Below are 14,401 nucleotides of genomic sequence, written 5' to 3' on the forward strand. Positions count from 1 at the left end.
GCACGGCGCGTGATGCCTGACGATGCCTGCCACGTTCTGTGTGTGTTTTAGCTTGGATACACGTCTCTCTGTATAGAGACAGGGAGCGGCGGCCAGGGGAGTGGGAGATGAGGGAGCAACTCGGTCTTCCTATGCCAGAGCCAGAGAATAACGCTCAGAGAAGCCAGCAAAGTAGGAGCAATCGACGGCGCTTCGGCAACTACGAATTGGTGCGTCGCATAGACGTGGGCGGTATGGGCGAGGTCTATCTGGCCCGCCAGCGTACCGCCTTTGGCCGTGAGGTAGCCATCAAGATCATGCGCCCCGATCTGGTGCATGATCCGATCGCGCGTCGGCGCTTTCTACGTGAGGCCGAGGTGAACGCCCACCTGAAGCATGAGCATATTCTCTCACTGATCGAGTTTGGCGAGGAGCAGGGACGACTGTTCTTCGTCACCCCTTATATTGAAGGGGGAACACTGGCCCAGCGTCTCCAGCATGGTCCTCTTCCGTTATCCGAGGTCTACTCGCTTTTCACTGCTCTGGTGCAAGCCGTGGCCTACATCCACCGACGGGGCGTCATTCATCGCGATCTAAAGCCGAGCAATGTGCTGTTGGATCGCAACAACGATGGCAAGGTCTACGTGCGCCTCATCGATTTCGGCATCGCCACGATCCAGGGGCAGCATGCCGATGCACCTTTGACCCTGCCGGGCAACGAGGTAGGCACGCTGGCCTATATGGCTCCCGAGCGTCTGCAGGGTGTCGCAGCTGTCAGTAACGACATCTATTCTCTCGGTGTCATTCTCTACCAGATGCTCACTGGTCAGCTACCCTCGCAGGAGCAGCCACGCGTCCAACTCCCCAAGCCGCTGGCCTACGTTGTAGAACGCGCAACCGCCGAGCGCCCCGAAGAGCGCTTCAGCAGCGCCGAGGAGCTGCTGGCAGCCTTCGAGCAGGCCTATCGGGCTGTCGCGGCAGCGGCAGGGGATAGCAAGCACCACCAGTCAGTTCAGCAGGCGACTGCCCAACCTGCTTCACGTCAACAAGCAGCTGCCACCCAGCGTGCTGTCTCTCGACCACCGGCCTCGCCGGGCCACACTCCTCCCGAGGTGATGACCTTGCAGCGTTCCGAAGATGCCTCCGATCAGTCTTCCTATACTCCTTCTGCACGGCCACCGTTTCGTTCCACGGGGCGACCGCCCTTTTCCATCTCAGGACAGGGTGGCTTTGCGCAGGAGGACTACGATGCGCCGACGATGGACCTGGGACGTGAAGTCCTTGGCGGTGCCAGCTCTCCAGGCGGCAGGTTCGGCAGTCGTCCCCCCCGCCGGCGTAAGAATCCTTTGCTGGCCCTAATCTTTGTGACCATCGCCCTGGTGCTCTTGCTCATCGGCGGCCTGCTCTTTCTGGAAGCGCCCGGCCTGTCGACTGCCGCGATCAATATCACACCTCGCGCCGCCGCACTCTCCCAGGTCTTTACGATCACCGCCAGCCTTCAGACCAAACAGGTTGACGCGGCGGGCAAAACCGTCCCGGCGAGAGTGCTCAGCGAAAGCAAGACGCTTTCTCAGCAGGGTGCTACCACAGGCCGTAAGTGCACCTTACTGGTTCTCGACTGCAAACAATCGGTCGATATCGTCGATCAGATCAGGTTGGCCAACCAGGCGAAGCAGATTCTAGTCAATCAGATCTCGCAAGATCTGCAGCGTCAGCTCCAGCAGCAAAATGCACAGCAGGTGGGAGACATCGTCTTCTCCGATGTGGACGAGAAGACCGATCCACCGATTGGGGTTGAAAGCAGTACCGTGACTGTTACCCTGACCGAGCAGGGCAGCGTCGAGTACTTTCTCCTGGGAGATGTGCGCTCACTCGTGTTGCAATTGTTAGGGCGACAGGCTCAGCAGCAACTGGGTGCCCATGCCCAGCTGAAGACCACCCAGATCGGCAAAGTGAAGGTGCAGAGCGTCGATAACCAGGGGACCGCTACGCTCACGGTGCCCGCCGCCGCCTTAGCGCAGTACCTTTTCTCTCAGGATGAGTTGGAGAGCATGAAGAGCCATGTCAAAGGCTTGAAGGTCGGTCAGGCACGCACGTATCTGCAGAAGCTGCCGGGTGTCGATCCGGCTTCGGTCAGCATTCACCTTACCGGTGGTAACAATGATGTGCTGCCAGATGATCCGCAACGCATCCAGATCATTCCGGTGAATCCCACGAACCTGCCCAATGTCCAGCTGCCCTCGGCCAGTGGTTCCAGCTCGGCGTCGGCGACGGCCACAGCCACAGCCTCACCAACGGTCCACGCTTCTCCTAATCCATAGGCTCATCGGTGGGATCAGCGGGGTCGACGTCCGCGGCGCTGGCACGGCTCTCATGCCAGAGCTGACGGACGACCCGCTTGGCCGTCTCGTAGCTGAAACCCCGGCGCAGAAGAAAGGCCCCCAACTGATTGCGAAAGGCCTCATAATTCCTCGCGGCTCCGCCGCGCAAGAGCACTCGCACCTTCTTGCGCCCAGCCTGTAAGGCTCGCTCTTCATCATCTTCCTGCTTCACCACCTCGGCAGCAATTTCGGGCGCTACACCCCGTGCTCGCAGCTCGCTCTGTAAGGCCCTGGCTCCCTCGGGATGGAAACGCTCGCGCGATTCTACCCAGAAGGTCGCGAAGGCTCGATCGTCGACTAAACCCAGCTCGGTGAGCCGCTCCAGCACCGCCTCGATCAGATCGGGAGCGACTCCCCTCCTTCGCAAGTAGTGATGCACTTCCTGGCGACTGCGCGGACGAAAAGAGAGATAGTTTAAGGCCCGATCGAGAGCCTGCTGTAGGGCGGCCTCTCGTCGGAGCCGGGCCAGCAGCTCCGGGCTTAGCTCCTGACCAACAGCCAGACCCAGGCGTTCGACTACCAGGACATTGACCGTAAGCAGACGCTGACCGTCGACAAAGAGGTTCACCTGCTCGTTTTTATTCGCCTGTGGCTCTATTGCGGTAATCTGCATAGATCTACTATAGCACGTCGCTGAGGATGCTGCAATGTCACAGTCGGCAGCTTACGCGCGCTTCCGGCGCGCCTGCTATGTGACCCGGGTACGCTGAGGCGATACACGCAGCTGGCCCCAGCCAGGAAGCGAGCGGCAATGAGCTGAGGAGAACAGGATTACGTCTATGGCAGGTATCGGAACAACGGGTCACAACTGCTGGGATCTGAGAGAGGATTGGTATGGCGAGGGGAAATCTTACGAACGTTCGATAGACCCTACGTAAGCAGTAATTCATGTAACCGGGCGGTTACATGACATGAATTACTGCGCTGCGTTTAGCGAGCGGCCTCCGCGTAGGTCTCTTCGGCCACGGCCTCGGGCAGCAGTTCGATCAGAGGAACTTCACGCAACTCGGTAATCTGGTTCTGCTCATTGACCAGGACAACGCGCGGCTTGAGCGAGCGGATTTCTTCCTCGGTAAAGTGCGCATAGCTCATCACGATCACAATATCGCCGACGGCATTCAGACGAGCAGCCGCGCCGTTCAAGCAGATGACCCCCGAGCCGCGCTCACCGGGAATAGCATAGGTCTCCAGGCGCGAGCCATTGGTCACATTGACAACCTGAACCTTTTCATAAGGATAGATGTTAGCAGCTTCCAATAGATCCTGATCAATAGTGATGCTCCCGACATAGTTGAGATCAGCCATTGTGACTGTGGCACGATGGATCTTTGATTTGCACATCGTACGCAGCATACAGAACACCTCTTTCTCTCTATGCAGATAGGTTTGCTCTGGTGCTAAGCACGTCCGACCCCTATAGCAAGCAGACAGCTTCTTACCAGGCCAGAGCCACAGAGAAACATCGGGCCAGGACCCTGCCCTAGTATTCTGCAGCTTGCTGCTCGGCTGACTGCCCATCGATTCAGCCAACGGTTGAGCCAGCCAGACGCAAGCCCTTGCCACCCCCTCTTATCGCCAGTATACATAAGGTCCCATCAATCGAGTAGCTGGTAGCCAGATCGGACGGTCAAGGCGCCAGAGAGGCGGAGCGCCCTCATTGTTTCTAAACGATCGAAGCCCGGCCAGGGAACACTGCCCGAGCGCTCACTCGCCTTTTGGGCGGGGAGAGGTAGCGGAAGCAGACGATTGATTCGCTTCAGCAAGGCAGTGCTCTCGCCAGCCAACCAGCCAGACCAGACACCTGCAGAGCCACAGCCAGTCGCGACTCACCCATCCTGGGGAGCCAACGGCGATTGCGTTTCCGGCTCTGGTTGAGAGCGACCTTCAAGCACAGCCAGCAAGCCGCGGGCATAAGCCTCAGCGACGCTTTGCGCATCGTAGATCTGATCGTGCATTAAGAGTCGATAGCGACATTTCCAGCGACGTGCAGGCCAGGGAGCCAGACGGATCAGCGTATAGGTTGGGACATAAGTTTCCAGCGTCTGGCGCAAAGTCACCTCATCACAGGCGCTGATACCATGCGTCAGCAAGGCCTGACGCAACTCATCAGAGAGCATCCGCAGCCACCTTCCTTCTCACTCATGATCAACTCGTGATCTGTGCCGTGAGCTAGTTGCCCAGCCAGACGGTCAGCCTGCGTTGCCTACTGAAGAGCGGCGCGCCAGGCCGCACGCATCTCCTCGACGCTCAACTGTTCCCAGTTCACCAGCGGCAGCCGGCGCGGGACCACCGCGAAGGGGCCGCTCCATTGCCTGGCCTGCTCCTCCAGCCAGGCCAGCACCTCGAATGAGCGCTGGCGCACCTGCTCAACCAGTGGATAGCGCTGAGCGGCTCGATCGAAGACCTCCTGGTCTTTGGTATAGACGCTGAAATCCTCACGAATCACCACATCAACATAGAGGTCCACATAGATCAGCCGTTGAGAGGTACTCGTATAGGGATCGGTCGGCAGCACCACATCGCAGTAGCCGCTCACAAAGTGCCCGTCCTGCTGGTCATAGCCGATATGAATGGTATACCAGGCATGGGGCCAGAAGTAGGTTAGCGAATGCCGCTCTAGAATCCAGGTTCCTGGCCGCCAGTGCATTGGGGTGCCGACCGGGGTCCAGATCGAGACGTACTCGTCACTCAGCGGAAGCTGGTAGCCTTTCCATGCCCCCCACTCACTGCCATCCACGAGCATCTTCTGTATTTCAACTTCAAGTAACATGTCTGACGAGCATCCTACAGAAAGAATCGACCCATGCTTCGCAGCCTTCAGACTACATTATAGCGAAGAGTAGCCTGCCATGCCAGAGGCAGCCCTCGCGAGCGGGTTCCAGCGCAAACACCGCTGTCGCGCCACGAGGCAGTGATATAATGGACAGGCAGCACCTGGGGCTGGGCCTGCCTTATCTCCATCGCACTTCGAAAGCAAGGCCCGAGAGGAGAGAGGCGGCAGGCCGTGTTCCAGCCCTAGTAAGCTAGTAAGTGAGAATGACCAGGATTCCATCGAGGAGGATGCTGTGAGCAGCCTGGCAGAAGAAACGCGCATTGAACGCGACTCCATGGGAGAGATGCGCGTTCCAGCGAACGCCTATTACGGAGCCAGTACCCAGCGCGCCGTTCTCAACTTCCCCATCAGCGATCTCCGCTTCCCGCGTGCTTTTATCCGTGCCCTAGGCCAGATCAAGCAAGCAGCTGCTCAGACCAATGCCGAGCTAGGTCTGCTTGACGAGCGCCTTGCCGCCGCCATTGTCCAGGCGGCCCAGGAGGTTATCGATGGCCAACTCGACGAGCACTTCGTAGTCGATATCTTCCAGACCGGCTCGGGGACCTCGACGAACATGAACGCTAACGAGGTTATTGCCAACCGGGCCAGCGAGCTACTGGGGGGAGCGCGCGGTTCGCGACTCGTCCATCCCAACGATCACGTAAACTTCGGGCAATCCTCCAACGACGTCATCCCCACAGCTATTCATCTTTCTGCCCTGGTGAGTATCGACAAAGAGCTGATCCCTGCTTTAGAGGAGATGCAGCGCGTCCTGCAAGAAAAAGCCGAAGCCTTCTGGCCCATCATTAAGACCGGGCGTACTCATCTGCAGGACGCTACGCCCATCCGTCTGGGGCAGGAGTTCCTCGGCTATGCCGGGCAGATCGAACGCGGCATTGCCCGCTTGCGGCACGCAGAAAACGAACTCTCCGAGGTCGCGCTTGGAGGCACCGCGGTCGGTACAGGCATCAACACCCATCCTGAGTTCGCCGCCCGTGTCTGCCGCCGACTCACTGAAATGAACGGGGTGACCGTGCGCGAGACCAGCAATCATTTCCAGGCTCAGAGCACGTTGGATAACGCCGTCGAGGCCAGCGGAGCGCTCAATACCCTGGCAGTGAGCCTGATGAAGATTGCCAATGATATCCGCTGGATGGGATCGGGGCCACGCGCTGGCTTTGGCGAAATTGAGCTACCTGCCGTCCAACCCGGCAGTTCCATCATGCCCGGCAAAGTCAACCCGGTGATCGCCGAGTCGCTGTGCATGGTCTGCGCCCAGGTGATGGGCAACCACACCACCATCACAGTGGCCGGTCAGTCGGGCAACTTCGAGATCAACGTAATGATGCCGGTGACGGCCTACAACCTCCTGCAGTCGATCAGCCTACTCAGCGCCGCTGTGCGGAATTTCACAGAGCAATGCCTGCGCGGCATTAAGGCCACCGAGAAGGGGCCAGAGATGGTCGAGCGCGGACTGGCGATTTGTACAGCACTGGCCCCGATCATTGGCTACGACGCCGCCGCAGAGATCGCCAAGGAGGCCCATCGCACCGGGCGCACAGTGCGTGAGGTCGCTCGCGAGCGCACGCAGCTGAGCGAAGAGGAATTGGCACACATTTTGAATCCGGAGCGCATGACGCAGCCAGGTCTGGAAGCCGGACCTGCCGCGGGCTAAGCCGGCAGCCCAGCCCAGCCTGGCACTGCCAGATCAGAGACGAGCGAGGCAGAACCAGCAAAAGGAGCGAAGCAAAAGCCGCCAGCTCCCAGTATCGCAGCCTGGTTGGCCCCGCTCGTCCGCTTCCAGGTTGGCATCTCCGTTGTGTCGCCTCAGAGCCAGCAATCATGGAGCCGGCGCAGAACCTAGCGCAAAAAGCCTCCACAGTAACGCAGGCGATAGAGTACCACCCCGGCAGCAGTAATCTCTTCTTCTCCCTGAAAAACCTCCAGGTTACCTTCCACACGGTTGATATAGCGCCAATCCTGCTCTTCCCAGCAAGCAGGACCACGAAACGGTAACTCTGCTGACACCTGACGCAATGCGCGACGTAAAAATGCGTAGATAGCGGCGACTTTCTCCGCCTGGCCTCCAAGCTCCTCCATCACACCACCGGCATAGGCCATTGACCAAACCGGCTGCGCCTGCCAGGAAACCACTTCCTGTCCAACAAAGAAGGCCATACCAAAGTAGATATCGCGATAGAGCCAGGCCCTATCGCGCCACTCCAACTGTCGAGAACCAGGAAGCAAAGATCTCACTGAGGCCGCATCGCCCAGAGCGGCATAAGTATGGCGTTTTGCCTCCAGAAGAAAAGCCAGGAAATCCCCTTTCTCAAACTCTACCATCAAGCGTACCTCCTCTTATCCAAAGCAGGAGCTGACACGATAGCAGGGCTAACTGCAACAGTTAAACTGTAACAGTATCTTGACAGTCTAAGCGGAGTCTCAGCACCAGGGTTGAGAGATTCAGCCGAACTCGCCAGGCGGCTCGGAGGGTAATCCCATTTGAAGCAAAAGCTCCTCTCTGCCGCAGCCTGGTCAGTCAGGGAAGCTGGAGCAGAGAGGAGCAACCACCTATTTTACCGTCAGGCCAGGAGCAAGTCAGCTCGCCAGGAGGCAGCTCAGGGAGTATCAGGACGGCCTCAGTATCTCAATACTTTTGCGGACAATTTCCACAAAATCGGACTTGAGGCTGGCGCCGCCGACGAGTGCCCCATCAATATCGGCCTGAGCCACATACTCAGCGATATTGGCCGAGGTCACGCTTCCCCCATAGAGGATACGTACAGCGTTAGCCGTTTCGCCACCATACATATCGGCATACAGCTCGCGGATCAGGTGGATAGTCCGCTGAGCATCTTCGCCGGGGCAGGCCTTACCCGTGCCAATCGCCCACACCGGTTCGTAAGCGATCACCACATCACAGGCCCGCTCGCTACGGAAATTTGCCAGGCTCTTCTGCACCTGTGACCGGATCACGGCCTCTGTTTTTCCAGCTTCGTGCTCCTCCAGGCGCTCACCCACGCACACAATCGGACGCAGGCCATGATTGAGTGCTGCCTGAGCCTTGCGGTTCACCAGCTCATCGCTCTCGCCAAAATAGGTGCGGCGCTCCGAATGACCCAGGATGACTGTCGTACACAGCTCACGAACCATCAGAGGAGAAATCTCGCCTGTGAACGCGCCCTTCTCCTCAAAATGCATATTCTGAGCGCCCAGTTCAATACGTTCGAAGAGCAGAGCATCGAGCACCTCGCGGACCGCCGAGAGTGAGATGGCTGGGGGGCAAAGAATGCAGAGCAAATACGGATACTCGTTCAGCAACTTGCCCAAAGCTGGTGTGATCTCCAGCGCAAAGCTAGAAGCCATGCGCGGGCCATAGTGCATCTTCCAATTACCAGCAATAATAGCAGTGCGCGCCGGGGCTGTTGTCATCGCTAATCACCTCACCCTCAGCGATCCTGCAGGGCTGCGACCCCAGGCAGGACGCGTCCCTCAAGGAACTCCAGCGAAGCACCTCCACCGGTTGACACATGCGTCATCTTGTCAGCAGCGCCTGCCTGCTCGACCGCGGCGGCGGAATCACCACCGCCGATGACAGTGGTAGCCCCACGGGCAGTGCAGGCTGCCAGAATCTCAATCACCGCATTGGTGCCGCGAGCGAAAGCCGGCATCTCAGCCACTCCAAGGGTGCCGTTCCAAACGATTGTCTGGGCCTTCTCCAGCACCTGGCGGAAAGCTGCCACCGTCTCGAGTCCGATATCCAGAATACGCCAGCCTGGTTCCACCTGATCGCGCGGCACCACACGCCATTGAGCATCGGGAGCAAAGCGGTCGGCAATCACCACATCCACTGGCAGCACCAACTCTAGCTGGCGCTCGCGCGCGCGCATCAGCAGATCGCGAGCGACATCGAGCTTGCCTTCCTCGACCAGCGAAGCGCCAACCTCATAGCCCTCCGCCTTCAGAAACGTATTAGCCATACCGCCGCCAATTAAGAGGGCATCGGCCAGCGTCAGCAGGCGTTCCAGGACAGCGATTTTATCGGAAACTTTGGCCCCACCGATTACCGCCACAAAAGGACGACGAGGATTCTCCAGGGCCGCGCCGAGGAAATTCAGCTCCTTCTCCATCAAGAAGCCGGCAACGCCTGGCAGATAGTGGGTCACGCCTTCTGTGGAGGCATGAGCGCGGTGAGCCGTACCAAAGGCATCGTTCACATAGAGATCGCCGAGCGCAGCCAGACGGCGGGCGAACCCGGCATCATTCTGCTCCTCCTCAGCATGGAAGCGCAGATTCTCCAGTAGCAGCACCTGGCCCGGCTGTAGTGCTCGTGCCAACTCCTCGACCTGGGGACCAACGCAATCGGGGGCCAGTTGGACAGGACGCTGCAACAGCTCGCTCAGACGCACAGCTACCGGAGCCATGCGCAGCTTCTCCACCACCTTGCCTTTAGGTCGGCCCAGGTGGGACATCAGAATGACCGCCGCCCCGTGGTCGAGCAGATACTGAATCGTCGGCAGCGCGGCCCGGATGCGCGTATCGTCAGTAATGTGACCCTCCTCATCGAGAGGCACATTGAAATCCACGCGCACCAGCACCCGTTTACCCCCCACCTCGATATCACGAACCGTCTTCTTATTCATGCCAGTGCACCCTCCATCCAGAAGGGCGGGGCCTGCCCCGCCCTTGCTATGAGCGACCACGCCGAAGCGCTACCTACCAGCCCTTCTCGGCGATGAAGTGAGTCAGATCGGCCACACGCGTTGAGTAGCCCCACTCATTGTCATACCAGGCAATCACCTTGACCATGTAGCCGCCCCCGGTGACCATCGTCGAGAGGCCATCGATAATAGCCGAATGGGTATCGCCGCGGAAATCGGAGGAGACCAGCGGCTCTTCGGTGTAATCCAAGATCCCCTTGAGGGGGCCGGCAGCCGCCTCCTTATAAGCCGCATTCACCTCCTCACGCGTAGCAGGCTGGCGCAGGGTTGCCACGAAGTCGACGACCGAGACCGTAGGAGTAGGTACACGGAGGGACATGCCATCGAAGCGGCCTTTCAGCTCGGGGATTACCAGCGCCACGGCGCGGGCAGCGCCCGTGGTGGTCGGAATAATATTGAGGGCGGCGGCACGAGCTCGGCGCAGATCCTTGTGCACCAGATCCTGAATACGCTGATCATTAGTATAGGAGTGGATCGTATTCATGAGGCCATGCTCGATGCCGAAGCGGTCGTTGAGGACCTTGGCGGCGGGGGCCAGACAGTTCGTCGTACAGGAGGCGTTAGAGATAATGTGGTGCTTGGCCGGGTCATACATGTGCTCATTGACGCCGAGCACGATCGTGATATCCTCGCCCTTGGCCGGAGCGGAGATGATCACCTTTTTCGCCCCACCCTGCAAGTGGGCCTTTGCCTTATCGGCATCGGTGAAGAGGCCGGTGGACTCAATCACGATATCGACACCCAGGTCGCCCCAGGGGATTTGCGCGGGATCACGCTGAGCGAGGACCTTGATGGTGTGGCCATTGACGATGAGGGATTCGGGGGTCGCCTCAACCTGGCCCGGGAAACGGCCATAGGTGGAGTCGTACTTGAGCAAGTGGGCATTGGTGTAGGTGTCGGTGAGATCGTTGACGGCGACGACCTCTAGCTCGTGGGGATAACGTTCGAGCATCGCCTTGAAGGATTGCCGTCCGATGCGGCCAAAACCGTTGATGCCTACTCGTGTTACCATGCGGATGTTTCTCCTTCTTGCTACTTGCTGCTACTAGTCATAGATCGTATGACTGAGAAGCGCTGGAGCGGGAGGATAAAGCGCCTCCACAATCCTGAGACAAGACGCCCTCCCCAGGTGTTCCACGTGAAACACAGGGAAGCGCTGGACAGAATCTTGTCTGCCCCCTCACACCTCTTCATCGAGGAACGACCGCCGCACCTTATCTGCTGGACACAGCGTTGCCTTGCAGGCGCCAGACGCCCTCCTGCTGACTTTCTCAGCTGGCGCCGCTCGTTTCTTCAGCGGCTCACCCGCCGCATCGCGCTTGCACGAACGCCATTGCCAGAGTCCACGCGGCCACTTCTTCGGCGCCGCGGAAGCGTCCCGCGGGCGCCCACACTCAGCTAAAAGAGTATCACCAGTTCCAGTGAGGGTCAAGCAGAGGCGACGCAGGTGAGCGCGTGCCTGCGTCGCCTCCAGGCAAAGGCGCGCCTCACGCACAACCTGCTCCGCTCCGCACTCAAGAACAAGAATAGTCTCCAGCCGGCGTGCCAGGAGAGCAAGGACCGACCACCGGGTCAGGCCCACTCACCACTCACGCACCGCCCATGTGGCCGAGGTCAAGTGCTCCTCAGTTCCTGGACCCCTGGACCTGGCCTCTTGATCCGGCCTGGGCCTCTGCCCATCCCGGCTAGCGTTGCCAGGTTGCAGCAACAGGAACAGGAATCACCCCGACAGAGAAGCGCACATACTCATCGGTATAGCCGAAGCCGGAGCCTGGTACGCCAGCAATGCCGGTCTTCTCAAACAGAGAAAAGGCATCCTCGCCAGGGCGTAGCTGGCTCCAGTTATAGACAGTGGCATCGTCATCCAGATAGATCTCCGCGAAGAGCTGCAGCTCTTGATCAAGTTGCCGTAGCTGGGCGATAAAGCGACGACGACGCAGACGATAGAGGTTGCGCAACTTCTCGATCAGGTAGGGCCGCTCACGCAACAACTGGAGGTAAGCCATGAAGCGTAGCTGCCACTCCGCCGGCAGTGAAGCCATGCTATTAGACCAGCCGGGGGCCAGTGCTGGAGCAAGACGGGCATCGCCGATAGTCACCCAGCCGAAGCGATCGCCAGTCAGCGAGAGCGTTTTCGAGAGGCTGCTTACAAAGATGGTCTGTTCCAGGTGAGCGGGATCAGCAAAGGTAGCCATGCGCGCCTGATCGTCCTCCGGGCGCCCAGTGCCCACGTAGGCCAGATCGGCCAGGAAGAAGAGCTGCCGCCCGGCCTCGCGCTGGCGCCGGACGACCGTATGCAGAGCAAGCAGCTCCTGTGGAGTAAAGGCAAAGGTTGTTGGATTGTTCGTGACCGTCAGATAGATCAGGCGGATATCGGGCGCCTCTTGCAGCGCCTGCTCCAGCTCCTCAGCGGTCAGCTTGAAGCGATGCTCAGGCCGCGTGTTGACACGATGCAAGCGGTAACCGTAGGCCCGGGCCTGGGCCTCGGGTACGCCGAAGCCGGGGGCGGGGAAGAGCACCGCTCTCTCCTTGATCCCTTGTTCATCGCACATCTGGCGAAAGCCGCGTAAGGTCTTATCAATTCCATCCATCGCCCCCAGGCTCAGATAAACCTGCTCGCCCTTCACCGTCAGGCCCCACTGCTCTTGCCAGTTGGCGGCGAGCCAGTCACGCAGCACCGGATTGCCAATGCCAATAATATCGTAGATGCGTAGATCGATCTTCTGGTCCAGAAGCGAGCGTTCGTAGTCAAGCATCCGATCGCGCAGCCACAGGTAAACCTCACCGGTGGCCGTATAGCCATTGAGATTCTCACCGGGGAGAGCGATCCCCAGCTCATCGGCGAGCATACGGTAGTCGCCTGGTCCCCCAGGCTCTCCCTCGCATTCCACAATCCGACGGAGATCAACATCGCCGATAGTACGATCGACAATTTCGCTGGCGATGATCTCTTCATCGAGCTTGAGATCGCGACAGCGCCTGCTTAATTCGGAGACCATCCGCGCCATGACGCGAATAGGTCCCGCTCCCTGTTGTAGCACAGGTCGATACTGCAGCAGGAGTTCATGGCGTAGGCGCTGGATGATGGCACGCTGCTCCTGGACGGGCAGGTGCGGCTGATCATCTGCCCGAGATGAATCTGCAGGTGTCCCGTGAGTAATCACCGCTGTTTACTCCCTTCCTTGCGCCGTCCTGGCGCAACATGGCTGGAGCGAACGATCGACCTTGATCGTCGCCAGCCGTTTCTTCAGAGGAAACGGCTCCTCAGACAGGATAACATATGCCGTTGATGCCAGGCAACCAAGGCACTGGCAGACGCACGCCAGGGCGCTGGAGGAGTGACAGGTCCTGTGAGCTGAACCAGTCTCAAGGGGACGACCTGCCACTCTGTCACAGCGATCGAGTTGGCAGAGCTGTCGTGGCGCCGTCGCTCTTTACTGACAGCAGCTGCCAGGTCCAGGTACAATAGCAGGCAGGTAGGAAAAGATAGGCTGCATGCTGGTCTTACTCGCCAGATCACAGAGCAAGCGAAGGCCTCGTTTCGTCGATCCTACGTGAGGCCTTTGGGAGAGGTCACGAGCGAGTAGGTAAGCAGGTTATAAGCAAGGGAAGGGAGATGCAGCGTATGCACGAAGGGCGGCCATTCCACGGACGGAGTGTTGTGATCACCGGGGCCGCGCGAGGACTGGGAAGGGCCTTAGCCCTGGCTTTTGCGAGAGAGGGAGCCAAAGTGCTGGTACACTATGGGCACGCGGAGGCCGCCGCTCAGGAGCTAGTCAGGGAGATCGAGCAGCAGGGCGGCCAGGCGTTGGCCTTGCAGGCCGACTTACGCTCGTCGGCACAAGTTGAGCGGCTGGTCTCCCAGGCGCACGCAGCCCTCGGTCGCTTCGATGTCTGGGTCAATAATGCTGGAGCCAGCGCCAATACAACTGAGACAGGCGGCCTGAGCGAGGAGGAGCGTTTCGAGCGACTGCTGCAAGTTGACGTTTTGGGAACCTGGCGCTGTTGTCGGGCTGCGGTTCCTTTGATGAGCAGCGGCGGGTGCATTCTCAATGTTGCCTGGAATCACGCGCTGGATGGGGCACCTGGCTTCGTTAGTCAGGTCTATGCCACGGCCAAAGGGGCCGTCATCGCTTTGAGCCGCTGCCTCGCACGTGAGCTGGCGCCCCAACTGCGCGTGAATTGTATTGCTCCGGGATGGATTGAGAACGACTGGGCTCGGTCGCGTCCAGCAGGCTTTCGCGAGCGTGTGGCCGAGCGCATTCCGCTGAGACGCTGGGGGCAGGCGGACGATGTCGTGGCGGCAGCGTTGTTTCTGACTTCGCCCGCCGCCTCTTTTATCACGGGACAAGTCTTGATTATCGATGGCGGCGAGGTCATCGGTGCGTTTTAGTGCCGGAGTAGACGGCGACCTTTGTCCCCTGCGGAAGGAGCAACTGCTCCCGCTGGCACTGTTTCACGTGAAACGTTGCGCCCTCTCGAAAGAGAAGGCGGCGCTGGTTTCACGT

General features: G+C 59.4%; 12 protein-coding genes. 3 read left to right on the forward strand and 9 right to left on the reverse strand.

Annotated features, from left to right (window positions below):
* The first annotated feature begins 107 nt into the window (after window positions 1-107).
* Window positions 108-2,300: a serine/threonine-protein kinase gene (locus tag KTAU_RS15305; protein ID WP_151729211.1), complete on the forward strand. Its 2,193-nt coding sequence runs from the start codon at window positions 108-110 to the stop codon at window positions 2,298-2,300.
* Here KTAU_RS15305 and KTAU_RS15310 read toward each other — a convergent pair.
* The 4 genes from KTAU_RS15310 to KTAU_RS15325 form a co-directional block, all read right to left on the reverse strand.
* Window positions 2,290-2,973 carry a regulatory protein RecX gene (locus KTAU_RS15310; RefSeq protein WP_151729212.1) on the reverse strand — a complete coding sequence of 228 codons (684 nt, stop codon included), beginning with the start codon at window positions 2,971-2,973 and terminating at the stop codon, window positions 2,290-2,292. The genes KTAU_RS15305 and KTAU_RS15310 overlap by 11 nt on opposite strands.
* A 317-nt stretch (window positions 2,974-3,290) precedes the next feature.
* Entirely contained in the window at window positions 3,291-3,713 is a 423-nt protein-coding gene (panD, locus tag KTAU_RS15315) for an aspartate 1-decarboxylase (RefSeq protein ID WP_151729213.1), read from the reverse strand.
* A gap of 473 nt (window positions 3,714-4,186) precedes the next feature.
* Window positions 4,187-4,477 (reverse strand): hypothetical protein, encoded by a 291-nt coding sequence (locus tag KTAU_RS15320; RefSeq protein ID WP_151729214.1) that lies wholly within the window; start codon window positions 4,475-4,477, stop codon window positions 4,187-4,189.
* 86 nt (window positions 4,478-4,563) lie between these two features.
* Window positions 4,564-5,130, reverse strand: a complete 567-nt coding sequence (locus KTAU_RS15325; protein ID WP_112430430.1) for a ribonuclease FAU-1 family protein — start codon at window positions 5,128-5,130, stop codon at window positions 4,564-4,566.
* A 304-nt stretch (window positions 5,131-5,434) separates the two neighbouring features.
* Between KTAU_RS15325 and KTAU_RS15330 the strand changes: the two genes are divergently transcribed.
* Window positions 5,435-6,847 carry a class II fumarate hydratase gene (locus tag KTAU_RS15330; RefSeq protein ID WP_151729527.1) on the forward strand — a complete coding sequence of 471 codons (1,413 nt, stop codon included), beginning with the start codon at window positions 5,435-5,437 and terminating at the stop codon, window positions 6,845-6,847.
* 185 nt (window positions 6,848-7,032) lie between these two features.
* Here the strand turns inward: KTAU_RS15330 and KTAU_RS15335 are convergent, their stop codons facing one another.
* From KTAU_RS15335 to KTAU_RS15355, 5 genes are all read right to left on the reverse strand, one after another.
* Window positions 7,033-7,515: a DUF5680 domain-containing protein gene (locus KTAU_RS15335; protein ID WP_151729215.1), complete on the reverse strand. Its 483-nt coding sequence runs from the start codon at window positions 7,513-7,515 to the stop codon at window positions 7,033-7,035.
* A 285-nt stretch (window positions 7,516-7,800) separates the two neighbouring features.
* On the reverse strand, window positions 7,801-8,604 hold the full coding sequence (tpiA, locus tag KTAU_RS15340) for a triose-phosphate isomerase (protein ID WP_151729216.1): 804 nt from the start codon (window positions 8,602-8,604) through the stop codon (window positions 7,801-7,803).
* 17 nt (window positions 8,605-8,621) lie between these two features.
* Window positions 8,622-9,815: a phosphoglycerate kinase gene (locus KTAU_RS15345; RefSeq protein WP_151729217.1), complete on the reverse strand. Its 1,194-nt coding sequence runs from the start codon at window positions 9,813-9,815 to the stop codon at window positions 8,622-8,624.
* A gap of 73 nt (window positions 9,816-9,888) precedes the next feature.
* Window positions 9,889-10,905 (reverse strand): type I glyceraldehyde-3-phosphate dehydrogenase, encoded by a 1,017-nt coding sequence (gene gap, locus KTAU_RS15350; protein WP_151729218.1) that lies wholly within the window; start codon window positions 10,903-10,905, stop codon window positions 9,889-9,891.
* A gap of 673 nt (window positions 10,906-11,578) precedes the next feature.
* Entirely contained in the window at window positions 11,579-13,057 is a 1,479-nt protein-coding gene (locus tag KTAU_RS15355) for a pyridoxal phosphate-dependent aminotransferase (RefSeq protein WP_151729219.1), read from the reverse strand.
* A gap of 461 nt (window positions 13,058-13,518) precedes the next feature.
* Here KTAU_RS15355 and KTAU_RS15360 point away from each other — a divergent pair, with 461 nt between their 5' ends.
* Entirely contained in the window at window positions 13,519-14,286 is a 768-nt protein-coding gene (locus tag KTAU_RS15360; protein ID WP_170293331.1) for an SDR family NAD(P)-dependent oxidoreductase, read from the forward strand.
* Window positions 14,287-14,401 lie beyond the last annotated feature (115 nt).

Origin of the sequence: Thermogemmatispora aurantia (assembly GCF_008974285.1) — a bacterium.
GTDB lineage: Bacteria > Chloroflexota > Ktedonobacteria > Ktedonobacterales > Ktedonobacteraceae > Thermogemmatispora > Thermogemmatispora aurantia.

Coding starts and splice junctions, on each gene's coding strand:
- tpiA (WP_151729216.1), bottom strand. CDS start 8,604: ATGACAACAGCCCCGGCGCGCACTGCTATTATTGCTGGTAATTGGAAG.
- gap (WP_151729218.1), bottom strand. CDS start 10,905: ATGGTAACACGAGTAGGCATCAACGGTTTTGGCCGCATCGGACGGCAA.
- KTAU_RS15305 (WP_151729211.1), top strand. CDS start 108: ATGAGGGAGCAACTCGGTCTTCCTATGCCAGAGCCAGAGAATAACGCT.
- KTAU_RS15325 (WP_112430430.1), bottom strand. CDS start 5,130: ATGTTACTTGAAGTTGAAATACAGAAGATGCTCGTGGATGGCAGTGAG.
- KTAU_RS15310 (WP_151729212.1), bottom strand. CDS start 2,973: ATGCAGATTACCGCAATAGAGCCACAGGCGAATAAAAACGAGCAGGTG.
- panD (WP_151729213.1), bottom strand. CDS start 3,713: ATGCTGCGTACGATGTGCAAATCAAAGATCCATCGTGCCACAGTCACA.
- KTAU_RS15320 (WP_151729214.1), bottom strand. CDS start 4,477: ATGCTCTCTGATGAGTTGCGTCAGGCCTTGCTGACGCATGGTATCAGC.
- KTAU_RS15345 (WP_151729217.1), bottom strand. CDS start 9,815: ATGAATAAGAAGACGGTTCGTGATATCGAGGTGGGGGGTAAACGGGTG.
- KTAU_RS15360 (WP_170293331.1), top strand. CDS start 13,519: ATGCACGAAGGGCGGCCATTCCACGGACGGAGTGTTGTGATCACCGGG.
- KTAU_RS15335 (WP_151729215.1), bottom strand. CDS start 7,515: ATGGTAGAGTTTGAGAAAGGGGATTTCCTGGCTTTTCTTCTGGAGGCA.